Raw genomic sequence first — 22,391 nt, 5'->3', positions numbered from 1 at the left:
GGTGCACAATCTTTCATTTTTTCTGAGCAACGGACCAAATAGAACCCTCTTCTGCGGACTGTACTCGGGTCTGAGCTTGACGATAAAAACGGAAAAATAACCCAGCAAAAAGAAGAGCAAAGACGTCAACCCACCATAAAGAGGAAGAAGATGACCATAGCCCAATCTCAGGTAAGAGCAGTGCTATAGCAGAAGTCAAAGGTATGAGCAGTAAAACAATCACAATCGACAGCAATAACGTTGGTAATGCTCGTGCTGCGCCCAGTAGAAAGCTAAGCATTAAACTGAAGATAAAAATCGCATAATAGATATACATAAACCATGCGTTGATGCTGTGTAGTTCAGGACTGAGTACATAGGCCCAGCGCCCGATCAACATACTCATAACAATGCCAAAGACCGTTCCCAAACATGCGCCTATGGTTAAGTTTGCGATGAATTGCACATCCTTACGCTGTGCAGGTGGTGCTAACTTTGGATTTTTTTGTCGTTTCACTCGAGACTCAATCCATAACAGATTACCTGAGTAAAATAAAAATGCTCCGCCCAGCCCCAAGGCCAAATACAACCACCGGGTAAAATCTCCGCCATAGTTACCAAAGTGCAAACTGAACATGGATCGAATCAGTTGATCTAGACCAGAACTTTGGGTATTTAAATTGGCTGTACTATAGGGTGCGGGCTGGTAAGGATTGAAAAACATCACGTCGAAGTTATCACCACGTAACATCTGGTCAGGGCTGTATAAACTGACGCGTGCCGATGCCTTGGCGGGTTGGTCTAGATTGTTAAAGCTTACAGACGAGACCTCATAACCCTGCGCTTGTTGCTGTACCTGTAAGAGTATCTTTTCAACATCCAGTCGAGGAACTGGATCTGCAATCTGCACCGCAGCGGGACGTTCAAACAATGGTTTGCCTTTGGACACCAACTGCCCCAAGCCATCATAAAATAGATCATGAAATGCAAAAACAATCACTGTCACACTAATCAAAATATGAAACGGTAAACTGGTAATGCCAATCACATTATGCGCATCGAGCCAAAAACGTTTTTTGTTCTTACCTTGCCGTATCGCAAAATAGTCTTTAACCAACGTTGGCAAGAGGATGATCAAACCTGTCATTAGCGCCAAAAAATATAAGACGGATACCACACCCATCACATAAACACCGAGTGTATGGTGCCCAAGCATTCTGGGAATGCCTGCCGTTTCGTGCAGTTGTTCAATCAACCAACCCAGTTTGGATAGGTTTTCCTGTTCAACCTGTAAAGTTCCATCTGGTTTCAGTGTCGCTAACATCGCGCTTTGATCGGTATCAAAGGCATGATCATCATGTGCTTGACTTTGCGCAGGTTGCCACTGAATCGGGGCATAATGGAACTCTTTGGAGTTTAAATTGATCTGGAAACTTTTTTTGCGCTTCAGGATAGTGCTGCTGTACCTGCAATACCAAGTCATTGTACTGATGGAGTTCAACCGTATTTAAACTTTGTTGCGGTGGCGTTGCCCACTTACTCAAATCATGCTGAAACATACTCAGCCCACCTGCAAAAAAGCAGATGAACAAGAGAATGCCTGCGCAAATTCCTACCCACGTATGCAGCTCTTTAGCCAGTCGGAGAATATCTGTACGTACCTTCATGCCCTATTGCCCTCTGAGCCAAAACACAAATGTGTAAGCCACGACATTGAAAAACAGATAAATCACAATGGACTGCCAACCGCGTGGAATAAAATAGGCCATGAAAAAGAGCGGTAGCCAAATCCACGGAATCGACCACATCCCTAACTGTGGAGCAAGGCTACGATACTCAGATTGCAGTCCCCACATCGTGATTAACGCAGCTAAAGCGAAAGCTAGGCTGAGTCCAAGAACTGCGCCCGCAAAGCTTTTCGTCCACCAGTCAGGTTGTATCTTTTGATCGCGTAGCAACGTCATGCGTCAAAGCCCCATGTAATAAAGGAATAAATGGCAGTACTGACCACAACACCAATGGCATCAGCAACCACATCAACACGGCCACCAGTTTTGGTAATACCGCCAGTAAAAGAACCAATGCCAAAATAAAAGCAAACCACCCGACCCAACGATACTTTTTCGCCACAGCCTGTTTAAGAACCGTTTGATTAGGATGGGTCAAATACAGCAGTACACAACCACCGCAGCACAGGAGTAAACCGAGAAATTTCATCATTGCGTTCAACTTAAATGAGACAGCATTCAGACATAAAAAAAGCCCAATGCATCGCAATGGGCTGATCATAAAAATTAGAAATCGAAAGTGACGCCAAGTTTATAGGTACGTGCACCACCAACCGTTGCATAGTAAGAGTTGAACACACCTTCCCAATATTTTTTATTAGTCACGTTATCTACATTGGCTAAGAAAGTCGTGTTTACACCACCCAGTTTTGTTTTATAGCGCGCACCAACATCGAGAATAGTATAGTCAGGAAGTTTATAGGTATTCAAACTATCTAAATATTGTTCACTAACATAGTTAGCCCGAGCATTAACATTTAAACCATCTATCACAGGTACGGCATAATCCAAGCCTAATGAGGCAGTAAAGTCTGGCACACCATAAATCGTATTGCCTGAAATATCAGTGGTGCTTGTAGAACCTTTTGTATATTCAGCATCAATATAAGCCATGCTTCCCAGTAGACTTAAGTCCTCAGTCAAATTCCCTGAGAAGGACCATTCAATACCACGTGATCGACTTTCCCCACCATCTTCAGTGATCTGTGTATTACCATTAACCGCTGTCGCCAAAGCTGTTGTGATCAGAGTCGGTTTTTCAATTTGATAAAGTGCCAAGCTATTTAACCAAGAACCAGCTTGATACTTTGTCCCCACTTCATATTGCTTCGTTTCGTAAGGCTTAAACAGTTTTCCTTCATTCACATCCGCGGTAGAAGTTACTGAGTCTGCTTTTGATAAACCTTCAACATAACTTGCATAGAAAGATAAATTTTCTCCAAACGGTTTGATTACTATCCCTAAACTTGGTGAAAGCTTATTTTCATCGTATTTCACATCTGTAGTGAGACTTTCTAACTGCATATCTTGATAACGAGCACCCAAAATCAACTGAAATTTGTCATCCAACATTGAAATTTGATCCGTCAAGGTATAACTCATGAATTTATCATCTTCATAAGGTACAACTGTTGGATAGGTCGTTGGCATTGTCCCGTTCGAGTTAAGATTATAAAGATTCGTTGTAAATGATGAACTGGTCGCACGAGAGTGTTGATCGTATTCGCGATGCACATAATCTGCACGTAACCCAAGGGTATGTTTAATGGCGCCTGTATTGAATTTAGTTTCAATACCCGTATTACCACTTAGGTTATTTTCTTTAGATGCGACTCGATAATACTGCGAAGTTGCATCACCTGCACTGTTCTGCAAGATCATACGCGTACCAAAAATATGCCCCGAATAACCTTTTTCAACATAACCCACACCTGCAAAAACCTTAGTATCAGGAGTGAATTTATATTCACCATTTAAGCCCGCATAACGGCTATAGGTTTCCCCATGAATTTGATCAAAGTAATTATTATCACCCTTTGGTGCAGCAACTACGCCTGTTTTTTGCATAGAGACCATTGCAGGTGAACCATTATCACGGTTTTCACGAATGGCATAAGCATCAAAGTTTAGTTTTAATTTATCGGTCGTATAGTCCGCTGCAATCGAACCCAGTGCTAAACGGTCATCCATACCTTCAATAAGATGCTCACCGTCTCCATATGTGCCGTTTACACGAACTCCGAATTGTTTTTGGTCACCAAAACGACGAGAAACATCCACATTGGTTTTATAATAACTCTCATCTTCTAATGACGTCGAAATACGTGTTAGATCTTGGTCGGCACGTTTAGAATTCGCAATCACTACTCCGCCAACGCTTCCTGCTGGTGCCATACCTGCAACCAAAGCATTCGGCCCTTTCAATACTGTCACCGATTCTAGTAAATCTGTTGGTATACGTCCCATAGGAGCTACAGCGTATAACCCGTTATAAGCCATATCATCATAGCCGACACTAAAACCACGAATTTGGAAGTTTTCGTTTAAATGACCTTGATTGGTCGTCGCACGAATACTGGCATCATTTTCTAAAACTTCCCCCACTGTAGATGCTTGTTGATCACGAATCAGTTGCTCTGTATAAGTAGAAACCGTAAATGGTGTATCAATCGCTGACTTATTCCCTAAAGCACCCAAGTTAGCCGCCTTCGCCAATTTACCATCGGCATAGCCTTGTTGTGATTGCGCTTCTGATTTTAAGGCAGGTAAAACTGAAACCTCCTCTGCAAAAGCAAGCTGTAAACAGCCTCCACCCATCATCAAAAGCCCAACAGAGCTTGCAAGAATTTTCTTAGAGAAGGATTTCATTTTAAACAACACTTATTTTTAATGAGAATCATTATTATATGTAAAATAATTATCATTATTTATTGTATTTTATCATTTGACTTATCTATCTGATCTAAAATACAAATTTAAGGTTACTTCAAAAAATACGTTCTACTCGCTCATTTTCAATACAGTTTGGTGCAATATTATAAAATGACGCATAAGTCAGACACCTGTTCACCCCATAGGCAAAGACTTTCATGGCATTCACGTTTACACTAAGCCAATACTTAAAACAACAATGGGTAATCTATGACAAACTTAGCAACACAAGCACCGGTACTGGTTACAGGTGCATCGGGTTATATTGCCAGTTGGGTGATTCAAAAATTATTAACCCAAGGGTATACCGTTCATGCCACTGTACGTGACTTGAACAAAACCCAAAGCTTCGCGCATTTATCTAAAATTGCAGACAGCAGTGCTGGAACACTGAAACTCTTTAAAGCCAATTTGCTCGAACCCAATTCCTTTAAAGAAGCGATGCAAGGCTGTGAAATTGTCTTTCATATGGCCTCTCCTTTCGTCGTTACTAACTATAAAGATGCAGTGAAAGACATCATTGAACCTGCTGTTTTGGGCACAGAAAATGTCTTAAACACCGTAAATGAAACCGAGTCTGTTAAACGCGTTATTGTCACTTCGAGTATTGCGTCGACCTATGGCGATGCCATTGATATTTTAAAAACGGATCATAATACTTTTGATGAAAGTCACTGGAATACCAGCAGCTCAGAGACTCATCAGCCTTATCCATATTCTAAAGTGATGGCTGAGCGTAAAGCTTGGGAAATGGCAGATGCACAAAACCGCTGGCAGTTGGTATGCATTAACCCTGCATTGGTCTTTGGGCGTTCATTGACACCAAATACACAGTCAGGCTCAATTGAGGTCTTACAACAGTTTACCAATGGTTTGACTTTAGCTGGTGTCCCACCTATGTGGAATGGTGTGGTCGATGTTCAAGATGTTGCTGAAGCGCACTTACAAGCAGCATTCAACCCAGAAGCAACAGGTCGTTACATCGTGAGTGGTGGAACTTTAAGTCTGCTTGAAATCGGTCAATTGCTGAAAGCACATTTTGGTTGGAAGTTCCCATTTCCACGAAATGAACTTCCTAAAGCAGCCTTTAAGGTGATTGGTCCATTCATTGGTTTTAGCCGCGAGTTTGTTGAATTGAATATGGGTTATCCGATTTATTTTGATGCGAACAAGAGCCAAAAAGAATTAGGCTTAGAGTATCGAGATGTCAAAGAAAGCCTCGTTGAGCACTTCCAACAATTGCTCGATGACGGTGTCATCAAGCAATATATTCCTTGAAATAAACAACCTAAGTTTGAATTAAATATTTCTCCAGCTTATTGAAGAAATGATCTTGGCGGAGTCTTATCAAGTTCTCACCCCATTTCATCATTAGCCTGCAGTTGGCCCTACTTTTGTTTCGGCAAAAGTAGGCAAAACCATTGTCATCTGCAAAACCTGACCACTTTTTGATGTATCAGAAATATGTCGCAGAAACATTATCTTACTTACACCACGCAGGTTGCAGATGACGTGCCCAAGTATCATATTTCTGATTTAACCTGAGTCAATGATCTAAGCCTCTAACTGTCCATAATCTTTCATCAATTGAATAAACTCAGCTTCATTAATCACAGCAATACCGAGCTTCTCCGCTTTATCCAGCTTTGAACCTGCTTTTTCACCTGCAACAACACACTTGGTCTTACTCGACACACTACCACTGACACGTGCGCCCAGTGCTTGTAGGAGCTGTGTTGCTTCATCACGCCCCATCGTACTGAGTGTCCCCGTCACGACCCAACTTTCGCCATTTAAAGGTTGGCGACTTGGTGCCACAGGTGCATCCCAGTGAATACCTGCCGCCAATAATCGGTCTAAAACTTCAAGATTATGCGGCGCTTGGAAAAAGTCGACAATCCACTCCGCCGTGATATCCCCTACATCTGGGGTTTTCTTTAAAGCTTCAATGTCTGCGACACGTAGCGCATCTAAAGTTTGGAAAGTATTGGCCAACATACGTGCTGTGGTTTCACCCACCCCACGAATCCCCAATGCATAAATAAATGCAGCCAAAGTGGTTTTCTTACTATTTTCAATCGAATCAATCAAGTTCTGAACGGACTTCTCACCCATTTTTTCAATGGTTAATAGCTTTTCTCGGTGCTCATGTAGGTGATAAATATCAGCCACATCTTTAAGCAGATCAAGATGTAACAGTGACTCGACCCAACGATCGCCCAACCCTTCAATATCAAGAGCTTTACGTGACACGAAGTGGCGAATTGCTTCGATACGCTGTGCGGCACAATACAAACCACCTGAGCAACGTGCTAAAGCTTCACCTTCGGGCATCACCACTGGCGATTCACACACGGGACATTGGCTCGGGAGTTCAACTTCAGTCGCATCGACAGGACGGAATTCAGGCCACACTTTTTCCACTTTGGGAATCACATCACCACTACGGTAGACACTGACAGTATCGCCAATACGCACATCTAGGCGGTGAATTTCCCCAATATTATGCAAGGTCACATTTGAAACGGTCACGCCGCCCACAGCAACAGGATTCAAACGCGCCACAGGTGTGAGTGTACCTGTACGCCCCACTTGCCAGTCAATATTTTCAACCGTGGTAAGCGCAGCCACTGCAGGGAATTTATAAGCCGTTGCCCAACGTGGTTCTCGGCTTAAAAAGCCGAGCTGTTGCTGTTGTTTGAGGCTGTTGACCTTGATCACCATGCCGTCAATTTCCACACTCAATTGTGGTCGTTCCGCATTGATTTGCTCATAAACCGCTTGAACTTCTTGAATACTATCGCAGACAAAATGACGCTCGCCAACCGCAAAACCAAACTGTTGCAACCACTCTAGACTTTCCGACATGGTGCTTTGACCATGGTTCGGTTCACACTGCGCAATACCATAAGCATAAAATGCGAGTGGACGCGAAGCCGCAATATTCGGGTCTAACTGACGTAAACTTCCCGCTGCGGCATTACGTGGGTTGGCAAAAGTCTTCTCCCCTTTAGCTTCATTTTCTGCATTGAGCTTTTCAAAACCTGCTTTAGGCATCAAAACTTCGCCACGAACTTCCAGTAGCGTAGGTACTTCGCCCTGATTTGTGGTCAACACCTTCGGCAAGTTACGAATGGTTTTGACGTTTTGGGTAATGTCTTCCCCTGTCTCACCATCACCACGCGTCACTCCACGAACCAGCACACCCTGTTCATACCACAGTGAAATCGCAAGACCATCAAACTTCAGTTCGACATCATATTGAATCGTTTGATTCGGCAAACGTTCTTCTGCACGGCGTGCAAAGGCAAAAAGTTCTTCTTGATTAAACACATTGCCTAAAGACAGCATCGGTACCACATGGGTCACGCTCGTAAACTTCGCCAAAGGTTTACCACCGACTTTATTGATCGGGCTATCTGGCTGAATATACTCAGGGTATTGTTCTTCTAAAGCTTTCAACTGATGAAAAAGCTGATCATATTCACTGTCTAAAATAGTCGGCTGATCCATCACATAATAAGCATGATTATGCTGTGCCAAAATTTGGATCAGTTGACGCATTTGCGCAACGACAGTCGAAGGTTGAGTCATAATTTCACCATAAAAAAGGGCGGTCTTTGTTCCGCCCTAAAAATTGTATTTCTACTGTCTATTATAGAAATCGTTACCACTGCTTTCAATCAGATTAAGCGTCGATTGCTTGTCCAGCACGGTAATCAATCGCCAAATGGCGCCAATGCTCTCGCAGTTGTGGCGTGAACTCTTGGTTGTTTTGGTCATAAACCGTTCCATCGATTTCACGAGCAATCAAACGTGAAATACTGTCCATGGTGTCGAAGGCATTTTGCACGTCACGGTGTGGTAAGGCCAAGAAAAATGCCAAGCCTTTAATTGGATCGGTCGACAGATTTTCCAAGTCAAAACCATCCATGCCTGTATCAGTAATTTGCAACACAGAGAACAGCAATTTGGTTCCATCTTCGTTATAACGATGGAAACAAGACATTTCGCCAAAACGTAAACCATACTTCATTAAAACTTTTAAGGTTTTCTCACCAGACAACGCGCGACGTTCAGGATAAACATTCAGGGCAATAAACGACTCTGCTGTGGCTAAGGCACTTTCATCATCGACAATTTTTTGCTCATACAAATGTGCATCTAAAATGCTGCTTTCATCGTCAAACTCCAAAATTTCGGCTTTTTCGACATTGGCATTTAAACTAAATTCAGCTTTATCCGCTTTTGCTTGGTCATCGACAAGCGAGGAGCTTGCGCTTTCAGTCGTTAATTCCGTTGCATCTGCTACAGCATTTTCAGGAGCGACTGAGTCTACTGCTTTATTTTCTACCTCAGCTGATGCATCCAAACTTGGTTCAGTACTGCTGCTTTCGAGCACACTGTCTGCATCCAAAGCTTTCGGTTCGGCTTTTTCAGGCAGTGTCTCTTCTACAGAGCTTTCGTTTAAAGTCGGCTCTTTACGTTCAGCCTCTTCAACTGATGCCGTTTGCAGTTGGTCACGTACGTGACGCGGGATAATCGGTTTTTGACTGTCAGCATCGATATGCAATGCGGACTCAAGTGAAGGCGCTGCATCTGCCGGCTTTCGAAAAATCATTCGAACCCCAAACAGCATAATGATCACTGCTATGACAATACCAATAATTGTTGTGTATTCCATCTTATTAGGCCTCCGCGACTAAACCGTATTCTTTTGCCTGTTCTAAATTTACAGTCACTAACTTTGATGTTCCCGGTTCAGGCATCGTAACACCTAACAAGTCGGTCGCCATCGTCATTGCGAGTTTATTATGGGTAATGTAAATGAATTGCACCTGTTCAGAAAGCTCTTTTACAAGATTACAAAATCTTCCCACGTTCGCATCATCCAAAGGTGCATCAACTTCATCCAAAACACAAAATGGCGATGGATTGAGACGGAAAATCGCAAACACCAAGGCCAACGCAGTCAGGGCTTTTTCTCCCCCTGAAAGTAGCGCCAATGAGCTATTGCGTTTGCCTGGCGGACGGGCCATGAGCTTAACCCCTGACTGCCAGTCATCTTCTAAAGTCAGACTCGCTTCTCCGCCATTGAAAACTTTCGGGAACAGATCTTGTAGTTCGGTATTGACCCGATCAAAAGTGCTCATGAACAGTTTACGGGTTTCTTGATCAATACTTTTCATTGCAGCGCGCAACTGCTCAACGGTATTTTCCAAATCTTGAATTTGATGACTCAACTCTTCAAAACGTTTTGATACTTCTTCATATTCTTCTGAAGCCGCCAAATTGACTGCGCCCAATTTCTCAAACTGCTGCTGTGCTTTTTCTAAAACTTGTTGATGGCTACTGATCTCAATGCTCAAACCCTCAATAGCTTCAACATTCATCTCTTTCAGCTGTTCAGAATAATGTTGTAAGTCTGACTTTGCCGCTTGCCACGCCAAACGTTTCTCTTCTAACTGGGTTCTTAGCTTTTCATCTTGTTGTTGCTGTTGATGACGGTGTTCGGTCAAACTTTGCTGGCGCTCTTGCACTGCATTCAGTTCAACTTGCCATTCAGACCATGTCTTTTGCAGCTTTTCAGTAATCTGTGCTTGTTCGCTAAACTGGCTTTCCAAGGCAGGCAGTTCAAGTTGTACAGGGTCAATAAACTTTTTGGCCTGCTCCATCTGTGACAATATTTGCTGATACTGCGCCTTTAAGAAAGTACTGTCTTTTTCTAACAGTTCAATCTGCTGTGTGGTTTGCACCGCCTGACGACGCACCATTTCAAGCGCCTGCCAAACCTGCTGTGCCTGCTGCTGGCTATCATCCAGTTGCTCGGTCAATGACTCCACTTGGAACTGCATGGTTTTATAGTTTGGCAAGTTTTGCTCTAGCTTAATATTTAATGCATGCAGATCAATCTCCAGATCATCTTTTTGCATGGCATCTTCTTCAAGCTGACTGTCTAGCTGCGCCAGTTGATTGGCCAATTGTTGCTTTTGCACTTCAAAGGCTTGGTTGGTACTTTGCACTTTGGCAATATTCAAATCAATCTGCTGCGTCGCTTGAACTTCTTTTTTCAACAGTTGTTGATCCGCTTTTAACTGCTCATCCACCGCTTGGACTTGAGTACGAAGCTCTGTAGTTTTCGTTTCAAGCTGAGTCAGAAGTCCCGTTTTTTCAGCAAGACTCTGTTCAATTTCATCTAAACGAATTCGATGGCTTAGCGCACCCTGTCCAGCTTGGCTCGCTTCGTCATAATCCAAACCAATCACCCAGTCCATGCCAACATGGTATCCATCTAAACTTAAAAGAGACTGACCATCTTTCAATTGCTTTTGCAGCGCTAGGGCTTGTTTTAAGTTGGTGGTCACCCCCACCTGCTGCCACAAAGAGGATTGTGGCGATTCAATCCAACTGGCTAGGCTATCGCAACCTGCAATTTCGATCAGTTCAACATGCGGCTGAGGCGTTAACTGACGTGCAACGGCATCGGTGAATGCATCGCTGTTGTCCAAACAATGCGCTGAAAGCCATTTGGCTAAGAATTTTTCGACCAGCGCGGCATGGGTTTTAGCCGCATCTTTAAGCTTCAGCACATGCATCAACTGTGGATGATCACTATTTTTTAAGGCACTAACTTTAACCAGAAGCTGCTTTAGATGCTTCTGTTCGGCACTTAAGACCTGTATATCTGCTTTGTGCTGATTCAACTCAGTTTGAGCAGCTTGGTGTTGGATACGCAAATCATCCAGCTGCAACTGCACCTCAATGATACTTTGCTCACGTTGTAACTGCTGTGCCTCGGCGTTTTGCTTGGCATGTAACAGCTGGTCTATCGCATCCAACTGGCTTTGGTTTTGAATTTGCGCCGCTTGCTGCTCTAAAATCTGCTTTTGCTGTTCAAAGCGTAAAATATTTTTGGCCAACTGTTCACTTTGCGCCAACATTTGCGTTTTTTGTTGCTGCTGTTTTTCAACCAAACTTTTGACTTGTTCAAACTGTTGAAGCAACTGTTGCTGCTGTGCTTTTAAGTCCGTTAAACCTTGGCTTTGCTGTTGGTTTTGACTTTCTTGCTGTTGTAACTGTTCGGTATGAAGCTCATTCTGTTCGTGCAAACTTTCCAGTTGCAGCTCAATCAGTTGCATCCGTTCTTTGGTTTGCACCTTCTGCTGTTCAAGCTGTGCCAAAGTAGTGGTGTTTTGCTGGAACAGTGTCTGCTTTTGTTCCAAAGTCATTTTCAGCTCAGCCAGCTTTTTCTCGGCCTGTTGCCACTCACTCTGTAGTGGTGTGGACTGCTGAATCAGGCGTTGAAATAGCTCACTGGTCGATGTCAAATCATGCTCTAAAGTGGTTAACTCTGAACGCACCAGCTTGAACTGCTCACCTAAATCATTCATGTGCAGCGTATATTCTTGCTGTAAACGACTGCTTTGTTCGCATTGAAAAGACAAGACTTCGACTTTAATGGTGCGAATTTGGCTTTCCAGTGTTTTGTACTGAATTGCGGTTTCAGCCTGACGTTTTAAAGTTTTTAACTGTGATCTTAACTCGGAGGCAATATCTTCTAAACGCGATAAATTTTGTGTGGTGTGATCCAAATGCAATAAAGTTTCACGGCGACGTGCTTGATAACGCGAAACTCCTGCAGCTTCCTCAATAAACACCCTCATTTCTTCAGGTTTTGCATCGACCAAACGGTTGATCATGCCCTGTTCAATAATCGAATAAGAACGTGGCCCTAAACCTGTGCCCAAGAAAATATCGGTAATGTCCCGACGACGGCACTTAGTACCATTTAAAAAGTATTCAGACTTGCCATCTCGGTTAACCTGACGTTTGACCGCCAGTTCGGTATAGGCATTATAGCTACCGCCTAACTTGCCATAAGTGTTGTCAAAACGCAGTTCTACACTGGCGACACTGACAGGTTTACGCTTTGCCGTACCTGTAAAAATGACATCCTGCATACTGCCACCACGCAACTGACGCGCACTGGATTCGCCCATGACCCAGCGAATAGCATCGATCACATTGGATTTGCCACAACCGTTCGGCCCAACGACTGCGGTGCGGTTATCTTTAAAGTGTAATGTGGTACTGTCGGCAAAAGATTTGAAGCCGGAAAGTTTTAAACTGCTTAAACGCATAATGTCCTGACTAACGTCGTGAGCGTCTCGCCCACGCAAGTTCAATTTGTTTCATTCGGGTCAGAGATTCCAACACCAAGTTACGTAAGTGTCGACAAAAATCTTCCATAAATAAAGTAGCTTGTTGTGATTTTCTGATTAAAACAGCATCAGTCACCAGTTTAAATAAATCATAAGATTCTTGTAACTCTCTACGCGAAGTATTTAAGGTTAAAAAATAGCTCCGACGTATCGCGGGTAACAATTCTTGGTAAAACTTCATCAAATAAGCATTGCCCACCATTTCATGCTGGCGCGCCAATCCTTCAAAAATCAAATCATAAAATTTTTCGATACTGCCCTGTTTCAGTTGATTCCCCAACTCATCCAATAACAGCTGTAAACGTTCCGCTTCATAGCTGCGCCATGTCTCCGCTATGCGTTGCACAATTTGCCCCAACAGCAGACTACTGGTGTCAAACAAGGCGCGCACTTGTTGAGCCGACATTTCAGAAACGATGGCACCACGGCGGGGGTAGATTTCAATCAGATGTGTACGTTCAAGCAGTAACAAGGCCTCACGCACCGAGCCGCGACTCACATCCAGTTCAGCGGCAATACGTAATTCTTGTATGCGCTCACCTTCGACCAACTCACCGCGAATGATTTGTTCACTGATGTGCTTGGCAATTTGTTCGGACAAACTCTCTGTATCATGTGCTTGCATACTGTTCCTAACTTGTTTTTATAAGATGCAATCCATGGTCTTTAGTGACCTATTTTTAGGTTTTACCCGATCTTAAACGCTAAACACTATGTCATTGTCTAACAATTTTACCGTCTATAATGCCAATCAACAGCAACGCACACAACATTGTCAAAGAAATTAAGAACTAAAACCTTGATAAATAAAATATAAACCAACTACCACCAACAAACCAGCAAAACACTTTTTCAACATCGCAGGCGATAAAAGATGCGCCACTTTCGCACCAAACTTTGCGGTGATAAAACTCATGACCGCAATCCCGAAAAAGGCATAGACATGAATATAACCAATGGTATTCGGTACATTCACTTCAGCCCGATGCCCGAACCACATAAAACCTAAAGCTCCAGCCACTGCAATTGGTAAGCCACAAGCCGCAGACGTCGCCACCGCTTTTTGCATAACCACACCATGACGGTTTAAGTATGGCACCGTCAAACTTCCCCCACCAATGCCAAAGATCGCAGAAGCCACACCAATGCCAGCACCGACAAATAACTGTTTGCCTGTAGACGGCAACTGACGCGATGGATCCACCTCAACATGTGCGCCACTAAACATTTTGTACGCCACCCACACTGCAAAAAAACCGATCAGCAACTGTAAGCCATGTCCCGACATATAGTCTGCAATGCCCGCACCTAAAAAAGCGCCCATGACTAGACCTGGGGCCAAATTGCGAAACACAGACCATAACACTGCCCCGCGTTTATGATGTGCACTCACGGAACTCATTGAAGTGACAATAATAGTCGCCAGTGATGTGCCAACCGCCATATGCATAATGACACTCGGGTCATAGTTCAGATGAGTAAACACCACATATAAAATCGGGATGATAATGAGTCCACCACCGACCCCAAATAGCCCCGCAGCAAAACCAGCGATTGCACCAATCAGTAAATATATGATTAACTCCATGATCATTTTTCACTTTTCTCAGATTCATATGGATTTAGAGACACGCCAATTACAACAGCTTCTCGCTGAAGCACAGCAACTTCCTGAAGTTTTATTGCTTAAGCCAGTTACCACATCCACCAATGATGATGTGCGTGAAATTGCGCAAAAAGGGATTCAGAGCGTTTTGGTCTGCAGTACACGACAAACTCAAGGTCGTGGACAGCGTCAACGACAATGGGTTTCTCCTGAAGGAAATATCTATTTAAGCACATTGCTACAGACCAAAACACCTATAGATGGGCGCTTGGCTTTAGAAATTGCGTTAAATATCTTGCAAATGCCGAGTTTGCAAGGCCTTGCTCTGCAAGTGAAATGGCCGAATGACCTTTACAGTGCTCAAGGTAAATGGGGCGGAATTTTAGTTGAACCACTGTCGAGCCACCAAGCTATTATTGGGGTGGGCATCAATATCAACCAAGTCGAAGATACCCAGCTTGATCAAGCCACCAGCTCACTTGAACAGCTGGGTTTAGCCCAAGCAGAGCGAATTCGCTTAATGGCGGAACTATATCTGGCAATTCAACAAGCAGGCCTATGGTTCACCCATAATAGTGCAAATTTGGCTTCTCGTTTCAATCATTACGCAGCATTTATGCAGCAACAGGTCGAATTTGAACATATGAAAGGTCTGTCTCAAGGCATCTTTTTAGGCATTCAAGATGATGGTGCTGTACAAATTCAGACCGCCAATGGTGTTGAAAATTTTTATCAAGGCCGTTTACGCCCAATGATTCCTGTTTAAATGATTGAGTATCATCATGAAAAATTTATGGTTAGATATTGGTAATACTCGTCTGAAGTATTGGATTACGCAGGAAGATCAAATTTTGGAACAAGGGGCTGAGTTACATTTACAGTCCCCTGCCGATTTGCTTTTAGGCCTAATTCAGCATTTTAAAAACTTAAACATCCAACAGATTGGTGTTTCTTCGGTTCAGGACAAAAAAAATAATGACCGAATCCGTAGACTTTTAAAAAGTTTAAATGTACCGATCACCTTTGCCCAAGTACAGGCCAACTATGCAGGCCTGCAGTGTGGTTATGAACATCCAGAACAACTCGGAATTGACCGTTGGCTGCAAGTGTTGGCTGTCGCACGTAATCCAGAGCAGAACTATTGTGTGATTAGCTGTGGCACGGCGCTGACCATCGACTTGGCAGATGGTTTACAGCATTTGGGCGGCTATATTTTACCCAACCTCTACTTACAACGAGACTCGCTGATCCAAAACACCAAAGGCATTAAAATTCCAGATGCTGCTTTTGATGAACTTGGGCCCGGTCGTAATACCATCGACGCAGTGCATCATGGGATTTTGCTCGGTTTGGTCAGTACCATTGAAAAAGTCTTGCAACAGTCTCCACGCCAACTGATTTTAACTGGCGGTGATGCACCTGTATTTGCACGCTATTTGGCAGAGTATGCACCATGCATTGAAAATGATTTATTACTTAAAGGACTACAATATTATATTCAGCATCACCCCTGAGCCACCGCCTGCTGTTGTAAAAGGGGTTTTGAGGTATTGAGCAGTAGCTCAAATTCCGCATAGCCATTTTCACGCATAAAATGCCCTGCACGTTTCACCTCCAATATCTCTGCACTCAAAAAATGCCCAAAGGTAAGGGCCAAAGGCGGTGGAACATAAGGGTCATTATTGGAAAACATCACCACACGTGAAGCGATGTGAGAGTGGAGTATCCCGCTGTCCAACTTCGCTTGCGCAATAAAGCCACTTAACTCAGGTAAGGTTGTTAAAGCCGCTTTAAAGCCCGCAATACAGAAGATCGCTTTGATTCGACGTTCACGCAGTCTACTACTGAGATAATGTAAAGCTGCTAGACACCCCAAACTATGCGCAATGATGATGGTATTTTCATCCAAAGCGGTCATTTGCAGGGCCAAAGCCTGTTGCCATTCTTCGAAATGTGGTGCATCGCTGTGCGGGAGCACTAAGCGTTTTACTTCAGCATGCAGATCCATCTGACTGAGTTTTTGACTTAGCCACGGAAACCAATGGTCATTGGGCGATGCTTGATAGCCATGCACAATATAGATATGTTGTTTTGATCCATTCATTTTCAACTTCTTATTATAATGTTTGAAAAGAATAAATTTTACGCAACTTTCAAGCCATAAACAGTGCGTTTTTGTTATTAAGCGACGGTATTAAAAATACACATAATATTTTCCATGACTCACAAAACAACATAAAAAAAGGCGCTCAAGGCGCCTTTTGCTGAAATGCTAAGAAGTAGATTACTTCTTATCGTTCCCACCAAATAATGGTCCCATTCCGCCGCCGCCACCAAACTGTTTTTGCATACCGCTTAATGATTTCATCATTTTTGCCATACCCGATGGATTGGCAAATTTCTTCATCATTTTCGCCATTTGCGCATGTTGTTTAATCAATTTATTGACTTCAACAACATCCATACCACAGCCTGCTGCAATGCGCTTTTTACGGCTTGGGTTCATCAGGTCCGGATTACGACGCTCTTTGATGGTCATCGATTGGATAATCGCTTCCATCTTTTTCACTTGCTTTTCAGGGTTCGCTTGCGCCAACGCATCTTGAATCCCTGCATTGCTCATGCCAGGCAGCTTATCCAAGAAGCCCATCATGCCGCCCATTTTATTCATTTGCTCAAACTGCATTAGCATATCTTCAAAGTTGAAGCTGCCGCCTTTTTGCAGTTTTTTCGCCATTTTTTCGGCTTTTTCTTTGTCGACTTTACGTTCAAGTTCTTCGACCAAAGAAAGTACGTCACCCATACCCAAGATACGCTGTGCAACACGTTCAGGATGGAATGGCTCTAAGGCATCGAGCTTTTCGCCCATACCTAAAAATTTGATTGGCTTACCTGTGATTGCGCGTACTGAAAGCGCCGCACCACCACGTGCATCACCATCAGTTTTGGTCAGAATCACACCAGTCAATGGCAGTGCATCATTGAAGGCTTTGGCTGTATTTGCCGCATCCTGACCGGTCATTGCATCGACCACGAACAAAGTTTCAGTTGGCTTAATTGCCGCATGAAGTTCTTTGATCTCGTCCATCATTTCATCGTCTACGTGTAGACGACCTGCAGTATCGACAATCAAGACATCCGCAAACTGAATTTTGGCTTGTTCAATTGCACGTGTTGCAATGGTAATCGGTTTTTCGTCTGCACTCGATTCAAAGAAAATCGCGCCAACTTCACCTGCAACGGTTTGTAGCTGTTTAATTGCTGCTGGACGGTAAACGTCGGCAGATACCATCGCTACTTTTTTCTTTTGGCGTTCTTGTAAGAAGCGAGCAAGTTTTGCAGCCGTTGTTGTTTTACCTGCACCTTGTAAGCCCGCGAGTAGGACTACAACAGGAGGTTTTGCTGCAAGATCAAGGCTTTCATTTGCCTCGCCCATCATTTTTGTTAATTCGTCATGCACGATTTTAACAAATGCTTGGCCCGGCGATAATTGAGTCATGACTTCTTGACCCAATGCCTCTTCCTTAACTTTCGCGATAAATTCACGAGTTACAGGAAGTGCAACATCGGCTTCAAGAAGTGCCATACGTACTTCACGTAGGGTATCTTTAATATTGTCTTCGGTTAGCTGCCCAGAGCCAGTAACATTTCTTAAACTCTGCGTGAGTCGTTCCGTTAAGGTATCAAACATTGCAAAATCCGCTTAAAATTGCTAGTTGCAAAAAAAATCTTTCTTAAAATAGAAAATTTATGCATAGAATGCTATAGGATACTGTAGTTCGCACCGAATTTATATAAATGAATATTCATCATCCTGAAAAAGGTTTGACATGATTAGCCTGCCCTTGGTTTACACCATCTTAGCATTAGTCGCTTATACCACCTCTTTTTGGTATTTGTTCCTCAAATTAATGGCTAAACGTGATCCAAACCATTGGTTTATTGGCATTATTTTAGGCTTAGGCTTATTACTACATGCAACTGTTTTGTACCATGACATGCTCACGCCGATGGGGGTGAATTATGACGTTTTTGTCTTAATGTCATTTACATCGGGGCTCATGCTATTACTTAGTCTACTCTATAGCACTTATCGTCCAATTCTAGCTTTGAACCTGATTGGCATTCCTGTGGCCGCTACAGGACTCATTTTAGGTTTTGCCTTTAGTCAGTCCACTCAATTTATTGAACAGCGCTCATTGGGCTTAGATATTCATATTATTTTATCGCTGTCCGCCTATGCCGTGCTACTGATGGCGACCATACAAGCCGTGATTTTATGGTTCCAAGATCGAGAGTTAAAGAACAAACAAAAAAAACGCTTTTGGGTCAACTTACTGCCCTCTTTTCAAGCGATGGAATCTTTACTGTTTGACTTAATTAAAACGGGTTTTCTTTTACTGACTGTAGCATTGGTGTTTGGTTTCTTTACCATCGATAACTTTTTTGCCCAACATCTGGCACATAAAACCGCTTTTAGTATTATTTCTTGGTTTGTGTATGGGGCTTTACTCATCGGACATTACCGTTTTGGTTGGCGCGGTCAAAAAGCGATTCGTTTTACCTTAATTGGATTCTTCTTGTTGGCTGTCGGTTTTATCGGATCTAAGTTTGTATTGGAAATGATTTTAGGTCGATAAAGTCTTTTGTTAAGTTTGCATTATTAAATATGCAGAGCACTGCTCGATAAGTAGGAGCGTGATAATTCAGTAGAAAAGCCCAGCTTAAATAAACTGGGCTTTTTAGTAGACCTCAATATTTTGATTTAGAATAAATTATCGAGTGCATTTCGTATTATGTAAATTTTAGAAAAACTTAAATACTTTTTACTGTATTGAATACGTTGTATGCCGCTTTTATCCGTTCTTCATTTGGGATTCTTTTATTCATTAACATGACTAGCCCAAAGCCTTTTTCAGGAATAAAAAGAACGTAAGTTCCAAAACCATTAGTAGAACCAGTTTTATGAAAAACTTTGGATTTTGACTGACTAATATCCTTTATAACTGGATTTGATTGCATAACAACACTTTCAGAATTGCTCTCTTGCAAAATTTCTAAAGTAGTCGGATAAGAGAATGTCTCCCACCCAAGCGCCTGCGTCATATTTCCAAGCTTGAAATAGCCTTTGTGCGTTTCTAAAATGGCTGTCTTTATCTTTGAACTATTTTTTTCTACATTCAAATTTGAGTTTAAAAAATTCAGCATATCTGGAAGTGTAGATTTAACCCCATATGCTTGAGCATCTAATGCACCAGGATTAACTCGAATAAGATTATTCTTTTGATCATGCCCAAAAGCGTAATGTTCTATCTGTTCCTCTGGAACGTTCACATAAGTGTGTTTTAAATGAAGACTTGGAAAAATCACCTGTTCTAGTAATGATGGGAAAGGGACTTTCATTGATCTTGCTGTTAACTCGCCAAACAATCCAATACTTGGGTTTGAATATTGACGATATTTACCAGAAGGTTTTTTTATATGCCAATTTTTAAAATAGTCTAAAATTTGCTCATCTGTTTTGACATAATCAGGAAATTGTAAAGGTAAATTACCGCTAGTATAGGTCGCTAATTCCAGCAAACTCACCTTATCAATTTCTGAATTCTTTAAAGCTGGCCAATATTGACTTGGATGATCGTTAAAAGATAATCTTCCTTGAGCCTTAGCATAAGCACCCGCGGTTGCAGTAAAAAGTTTGCTGACAGAACCCAACTCAAAGATAGTCCGACTATCTACTTTTTTATTATCATTATTAGATTGAAGACCATAATAGTGTTCGTAGTTTTCTCCCTTATAAATGACGCCTATCGCCATTCCTGCCACACCATACTGTTCCATAAGTGGTTTAAATGACTGGTTAACAGCAGTTTCAATATCTTTTTGATTTGCCTCGATTTCATATGCATTTGAATGGATGCTACATCCCACGGCAAAGATAAAGAGACTAGTTTCAAATAGTCTTTGGGTTTTAGATAACATTCCTGCTATTAGCCTCAATAATACAAATAACAATGTTCTCACTTATCTAATATATTTTCTGTAATAAATCCTTACCTCTTCTTTAATGAAGTGGGCGTTATGCGAAATAAGTTTAAAACTCATCTAGGCACTCACAAAAGCCTAACTAAACCAATCATGCGGGTTGTACATACATCTACAGAAAGCTTCGACTAGTGTATGACAACTCCCTAACCAATAGCACTGATCGATAAACCTTAAGTACATAAGAAAGACAATAAGATGGATCGTTTTTTATCCACCTGCTATACTTATTAAAATTATTACACCTCCCTTGTTCTATTTTAGAGTAACGCCAATGAAGTAAGTTTTTTTTTCCGTCAAATCTAATTTATGTGTTTTCTGACGTGCAAAATAAACTTATTTACTACTCTATATCTCTATAAAAATTTATTTTGTATGTCCTGTATAAAGGAGTCTTCAATGACCCAACAGGCCTGTACTGTAAAAAATCTCAACGTTCAATTTGCTTATGAACCACTTTTTCAGCATTTAAACTTTGAATTGCCCGCTGCCCAATGTTCAGCTCTGATTGGACGAAATGGTCAAGGCAAATCAATATTAATGTCGCTACTCACTCAGACGCACATGCCCAATTATGCGAGTGGCGAAGTGATTTGGCGTATGCCATTTTCCTACTTAAGTCAGCTCGAGCGTTTAAGCAACTGTACGCTTGCCGAAGCCCTTAATATTGCTGACCTGTATGTAAGTTTTCAGCGTATTGAACAATCGACTGCGAGCTTTGAAGACTATGATCGCGTCGAACATGCATGGCATCAACCCACTGAATGGTTGAAATTGCTAGAAAGTGCAAACTTACCTACAGATCTATCTAGCTCAGTTTCTCAACTCAGTGAAGGTCAGAAAACCAAACTGGCGTTGTGCTGCCTTTTTTTACAAACTGGGCATTATTTACTTCTTGATGAACCCAGTAATCACTTAGATCATGCAAGTCGTGCGTGGTTAAGTCAAAAAATCCTTCAACATCCTGCTGGCTGTTTAGTCATTAGCCACGACCGCACATTGTTAAATCAAATCTCCAATACCTATGTTTTAAATGATTTTGGTTTGCAACACTTCCGTTGCAACTATGCCGAGTATCAGTCACACACAGAGCAACACCAGCAGGCGCTACAACACAATATCTCGCAAGAGAAACGCGAACTCAAACAATTACAAATCCAACAGCATGAACAGCGCATGAAAGCCCAGAAAAGGCAAAAGTCTGGGCAGAAATTACGAAGCTCTGGTTCTCAAGCCAAAATCCTACTCGACTTTAAAAAAGAACGTGCGAGTCAAACCTTATCGGGAGTCGCGCAGCAACAACTTCGCCAAAAGGAACAAGCGCAAGATGAGCTCAAAAACAAACAGCAGCAACTAGAACAGATTAAGTCACAAAAGTTTGATTTCCATTTTCAACCTAAACAAACTGGTGAAATTCTTCGTTTAAAAGAAGTGGTTTTAGCAGCACTTTCTATCTCCCCTATTTCTTTTGCCTTACATAGCGGAGAAAAAATCCAACTGCGCGGCCAAAATGGTTCAGGTAAGTCGACTCTACTTCGTGCCATTCAAAATCATAGTCATGTTCAATCGGGAGACATTTTTAAGCGAGGAGCATCGTTATATTTAGATCAAAACTTTAGCCTACTGAATCCAGAACTGAATGCGGTACACAATTTACAGTTATTGAATCCGTCTTTGTCCGATGAGGCGTGTCGAAATCAATTGGGGCAACTTCGAATTCGACGAGATAAAGCTCTGCTTCCCATCTCACTACTTAGTGGCGGTGAACAACTCAAAGTTGCCTTACTGTGTATCAGTCTCGCAGCACAGCCTGTGAACTTACTGCTACTGGATGAACCTGAAAATCATCTCGACATCGACTCAAGACAACTGTTGGCACAGGCTATTCGCGATTTTACAGGGGCGGTTATTTTAGTTTCACATGATGACGCCTTTGTCGAGGAGACACAGATTCAAAGCTATTTCGATTTAACCCAAACGCATTAGACTAGACAGCGTGATCGGATTTGCGTATAACACCGTTTTTCTATTTGACTGGTG

Annotated in this window: 16 protein-coding genes and 1 pseudogene; 5 read left to right on the top strand and 12 right to left on the bottom strand. The window is 42.4% G+C overall.

Annotation, left to right across the window (positions count from 1 at the left end):
* Nucleotides 1-13 precede the first annotated feature (13 nt).
* From AC0KVP_RS03570 to AC0KVP_RS03555, 4 genes and pseudogenes are all read right to left on the bottom strand, one after another.
* Nucleotides 14-1,646, bottom strand: a pseudogene (locus tag AC0KVP_RS03570) (PepSY-associated TM helix domain-containing protein).
* A 3-nt stretch (nt 1,647-1,649) separates the two neighbouring features.
* The gene (locus AC0KVP_RS03565; protein ID WP_183174132.1) at nt 1,650-1,943 is read right to left on the bottom strand and encodes a hypothetical protein; all 294 of its coding nucleotides are present in this window, start codon (nt 1,941-1,943) and stop codon (nt 1,650-1,652) included.
* Nucleotides 1,909-2,199: a hypothetical protein gene (locus tag AC0KVP_RS03560; protein WP_279662116.1), complete on the bottom strand. Its 291-nt coding sequence runs from the start codon at nt 2,197-2,199 to the stop codon at nt 1,909-1,911. The genes AC0KVP_RS03565 and AC0KVP_RS03560 overlap by 35 nt, the downstream gene beginning before the upstream one ends.
* Before the next feature lie 74 nt (nt 2,200-2,273).
* Entirely contained in the window at nt 2,274-4,415 is a 2,142-nt protein-coding gene (locus AC0KVP_RS03555; protein ID WP_473339030.1) for a TonB-dependent receptor, read from the bottom strand.
* A gap of 273 nt (nt 4,416-4,688) precedes the next feature.
* Here AC0KVP_RS03555 and AC0KVP_RS03550 point away from each other — a divergent pair, with 273 nt between their 5' ends.
* Nucleotides 4,689-5,756, top strand: a complete 1,068-nt coding sequence (locus AC0KVP_RS03550; RefSeq protein WP_473339029.1) for an SDR family oxidoreductase — start codon at nt 4,689-4,691, stop codon at nt 5,754-5,756.
* 276 nt (nt 5,757-6,032) lie between these two features.
* Here AC0KVP_RS03550 and ligA read toward each other — a convergent pair whose 3' ends face one another.
* From ligA to AC0KVP_RS03525, 5 genes are all read right to left on the bottom strand, one after another.
* Nucleotides 6,033-8,072: an NAD-dependent DNA ligase LigA gene (gene ligA / locus AC0KVP_RS03545; protein ID WP_159153334.1), complete on the bottom strand. Its 2,040-nt coding sequence runs from the start codon at nt 8,070-8,072 to the stop codon at nt 6,033-6,035.
* A 94-nt stretch (nt 8,073-8,166) separates the two neighbouring features.
* Nucleotides 8,167-9,162 carry a cell division protein ZipA C-terminal FtsZ-binding domain-containing protein gene (locus AC0KVP_RS03540; RefSeq protein ID WP_473339027.1) on the bottom strand — a complete coding sequence of 332 codons (996 nt, stop codon included), beginning with the start codon at nt 9,160-9,162 and terminating at the stop codon, nt 8,167-8,169.
* 4 nt (nt 9,163-9,166) lie between these two features.
* Nucleotides 9,167-12,619, bottom strand: coding sequence for a chromosome segregation protein SMC (smc, locus tag AC0KVP_RS03535; protein WP_473339026.1), 3,453 nt, complete (start codon nt 12,617-12,619; stop codon nt 9,167-9,169).
* Between the two features lie 10 nt (nt 12,620-12,629).
* Nucleotides 12,630-13,325, bottom strand: coding sequence for a GntR family transcriptional regulator (locus tag AC0KVP_RS03530; RefSeq protein ID WP_473339023.1), 696 nt, complete (start codon nt 13,323-13,325; stop codon nt 12,630-12,632).
* A 159-nt stretch (nt 13,326-13,484) separates the two neighbouring features.
* A complete protein-coding gene (locus AC0KVP_RS03525) occupies nt 13,485-14,288 on the bottom strand; it encodes a sulfite exporter TauE/SafE family protein (protein WP_010327400.1) in 804 nt (267 codons plus the stop codon).
* A gap of 28 nt (nt 14,289-14,316) precedes the next feature.
* Between AC0KVP_RS03525 and AC0KVP_RS03520 the strand changes: the two genes are divergently transcribed.
* Both AC0KVP_RS03520 and AC0KVP_RS03515 read left to right on the top strand, forming a co-directional pair.
* Entirely contained in the window at nt 14,317-15,072 is a 756-nt protein-coding gene (locus AC0KVP_RS03520) for a biotin--[acetyl-CoA-carboxylase] ligase (RefSeq protein WP_078389271.1), read from the top strand.
* A 16-nt stretch (nt 15,073-15,088) separates the two neighbouring features.
* Nucleotides 15,089-15,820, top strand: coding sequence for a type III pantothenate kinase (locus AC0KVP_RS03515; protein ID WP_062034027.1), 732 nt, complete (start codon nt 15,089-15,091; stop codon nt 15,818-15,820).
* On the opposite strand, the gene AC0KVP_RS03510 is transcribed toward AC0KVP_RS03515, so the two are convergent.
* Both AC0KVP_RS03510 and ffh read right to left on the bottom strand, forming a co-directional pair.
* Nucleotides 15,811-16,410 carry an RBBP9/YdeN family alpha/beta hydrolase gene (locus tag AC0KVP_RS03510; protein ID WP_473339019.1) on the bottom strand — a complete coding sequence of 200 codons (600 nt, stop codon included), beginning with the start codon at nt 16,408-16,410 and terminating at the stop codon, nt 15,811-15,813. The genes AC0KVP_RS03515 and AC0KVP_RS03510 overlap by 10 nt on opposite strands.
* A 180-nt stretch (nt 16,411-16,590) precedes the next feature.
* Nucleotides 16,591-17,997, bottom strand: a complete 1,407-nt coding sequence (ffh, locus tag AC0KVP_RS03505) for a signal recognition particle protein (RefSeq protein WP_010327404.1) — start codon at nt 17,995-17,997, stop codon at nt 16,591-16,593.
* Between the two features lie 139 nt (nt 17,998-18,136).
* Here ffh and AC0KVP_RS03500 point away from each other — a divergent pair, with 139 nt between their 5' ends.
* A complete protein-coding gene (locus tag AC0KVP_RS03500) occupies nt 18,137-18,946 on the top strand; it encodes a cytochrome C assembly family protein (protein WP_010327405.1) in 810 nt (269 codons plus the stop codon).
* Between the two features lie 175 nt (nt 18,947-19,121).
* Here the strand turns inward: AC0KVP_RS03500 and ampC are convergent, their stop codons facing one another.
* Entirely contained in the window at nt 19,122-20,288 is a 1,167-nt protein-coding gene (gene ampC / locus AC0KVP_RS03495; RefSeq protein WP_473339017.1) for a class C beta-lactamase, read from the bottom strand.
* A 462-nt stretch (nt 20,289-20,750) separates the two neighbouring features.
* Here ampC and AC0KVP_RS03490 point away from each other — a divergent pair, with 462 nt between their 5' ends.
* Nucleotides 20,751-22,337 carry an ATP-binding cassette domain-containing protein gene (locus AC0KVP_RS03490; RefSeq protein WP_473339015.1) on the top strand — a complete coding sequence of 529 codons (1,587 nt, stop codon included), beginning with the start codon at nt 20,751-20,753 and terminating at the stop codon, nt 22,335-22,337.
* The last annotated feature ends 54 nt before the right edge of the window (nt 22,338-22,391 follow it).

Source organism: Acinetobacter sp. DL27 (assembly GCF_055810995.1).
The sequence above is the reverse complement of the archived record's forward strand: the minus strand, read 5'-3'. Positions and strand labels throughout refer to the sequence as shown.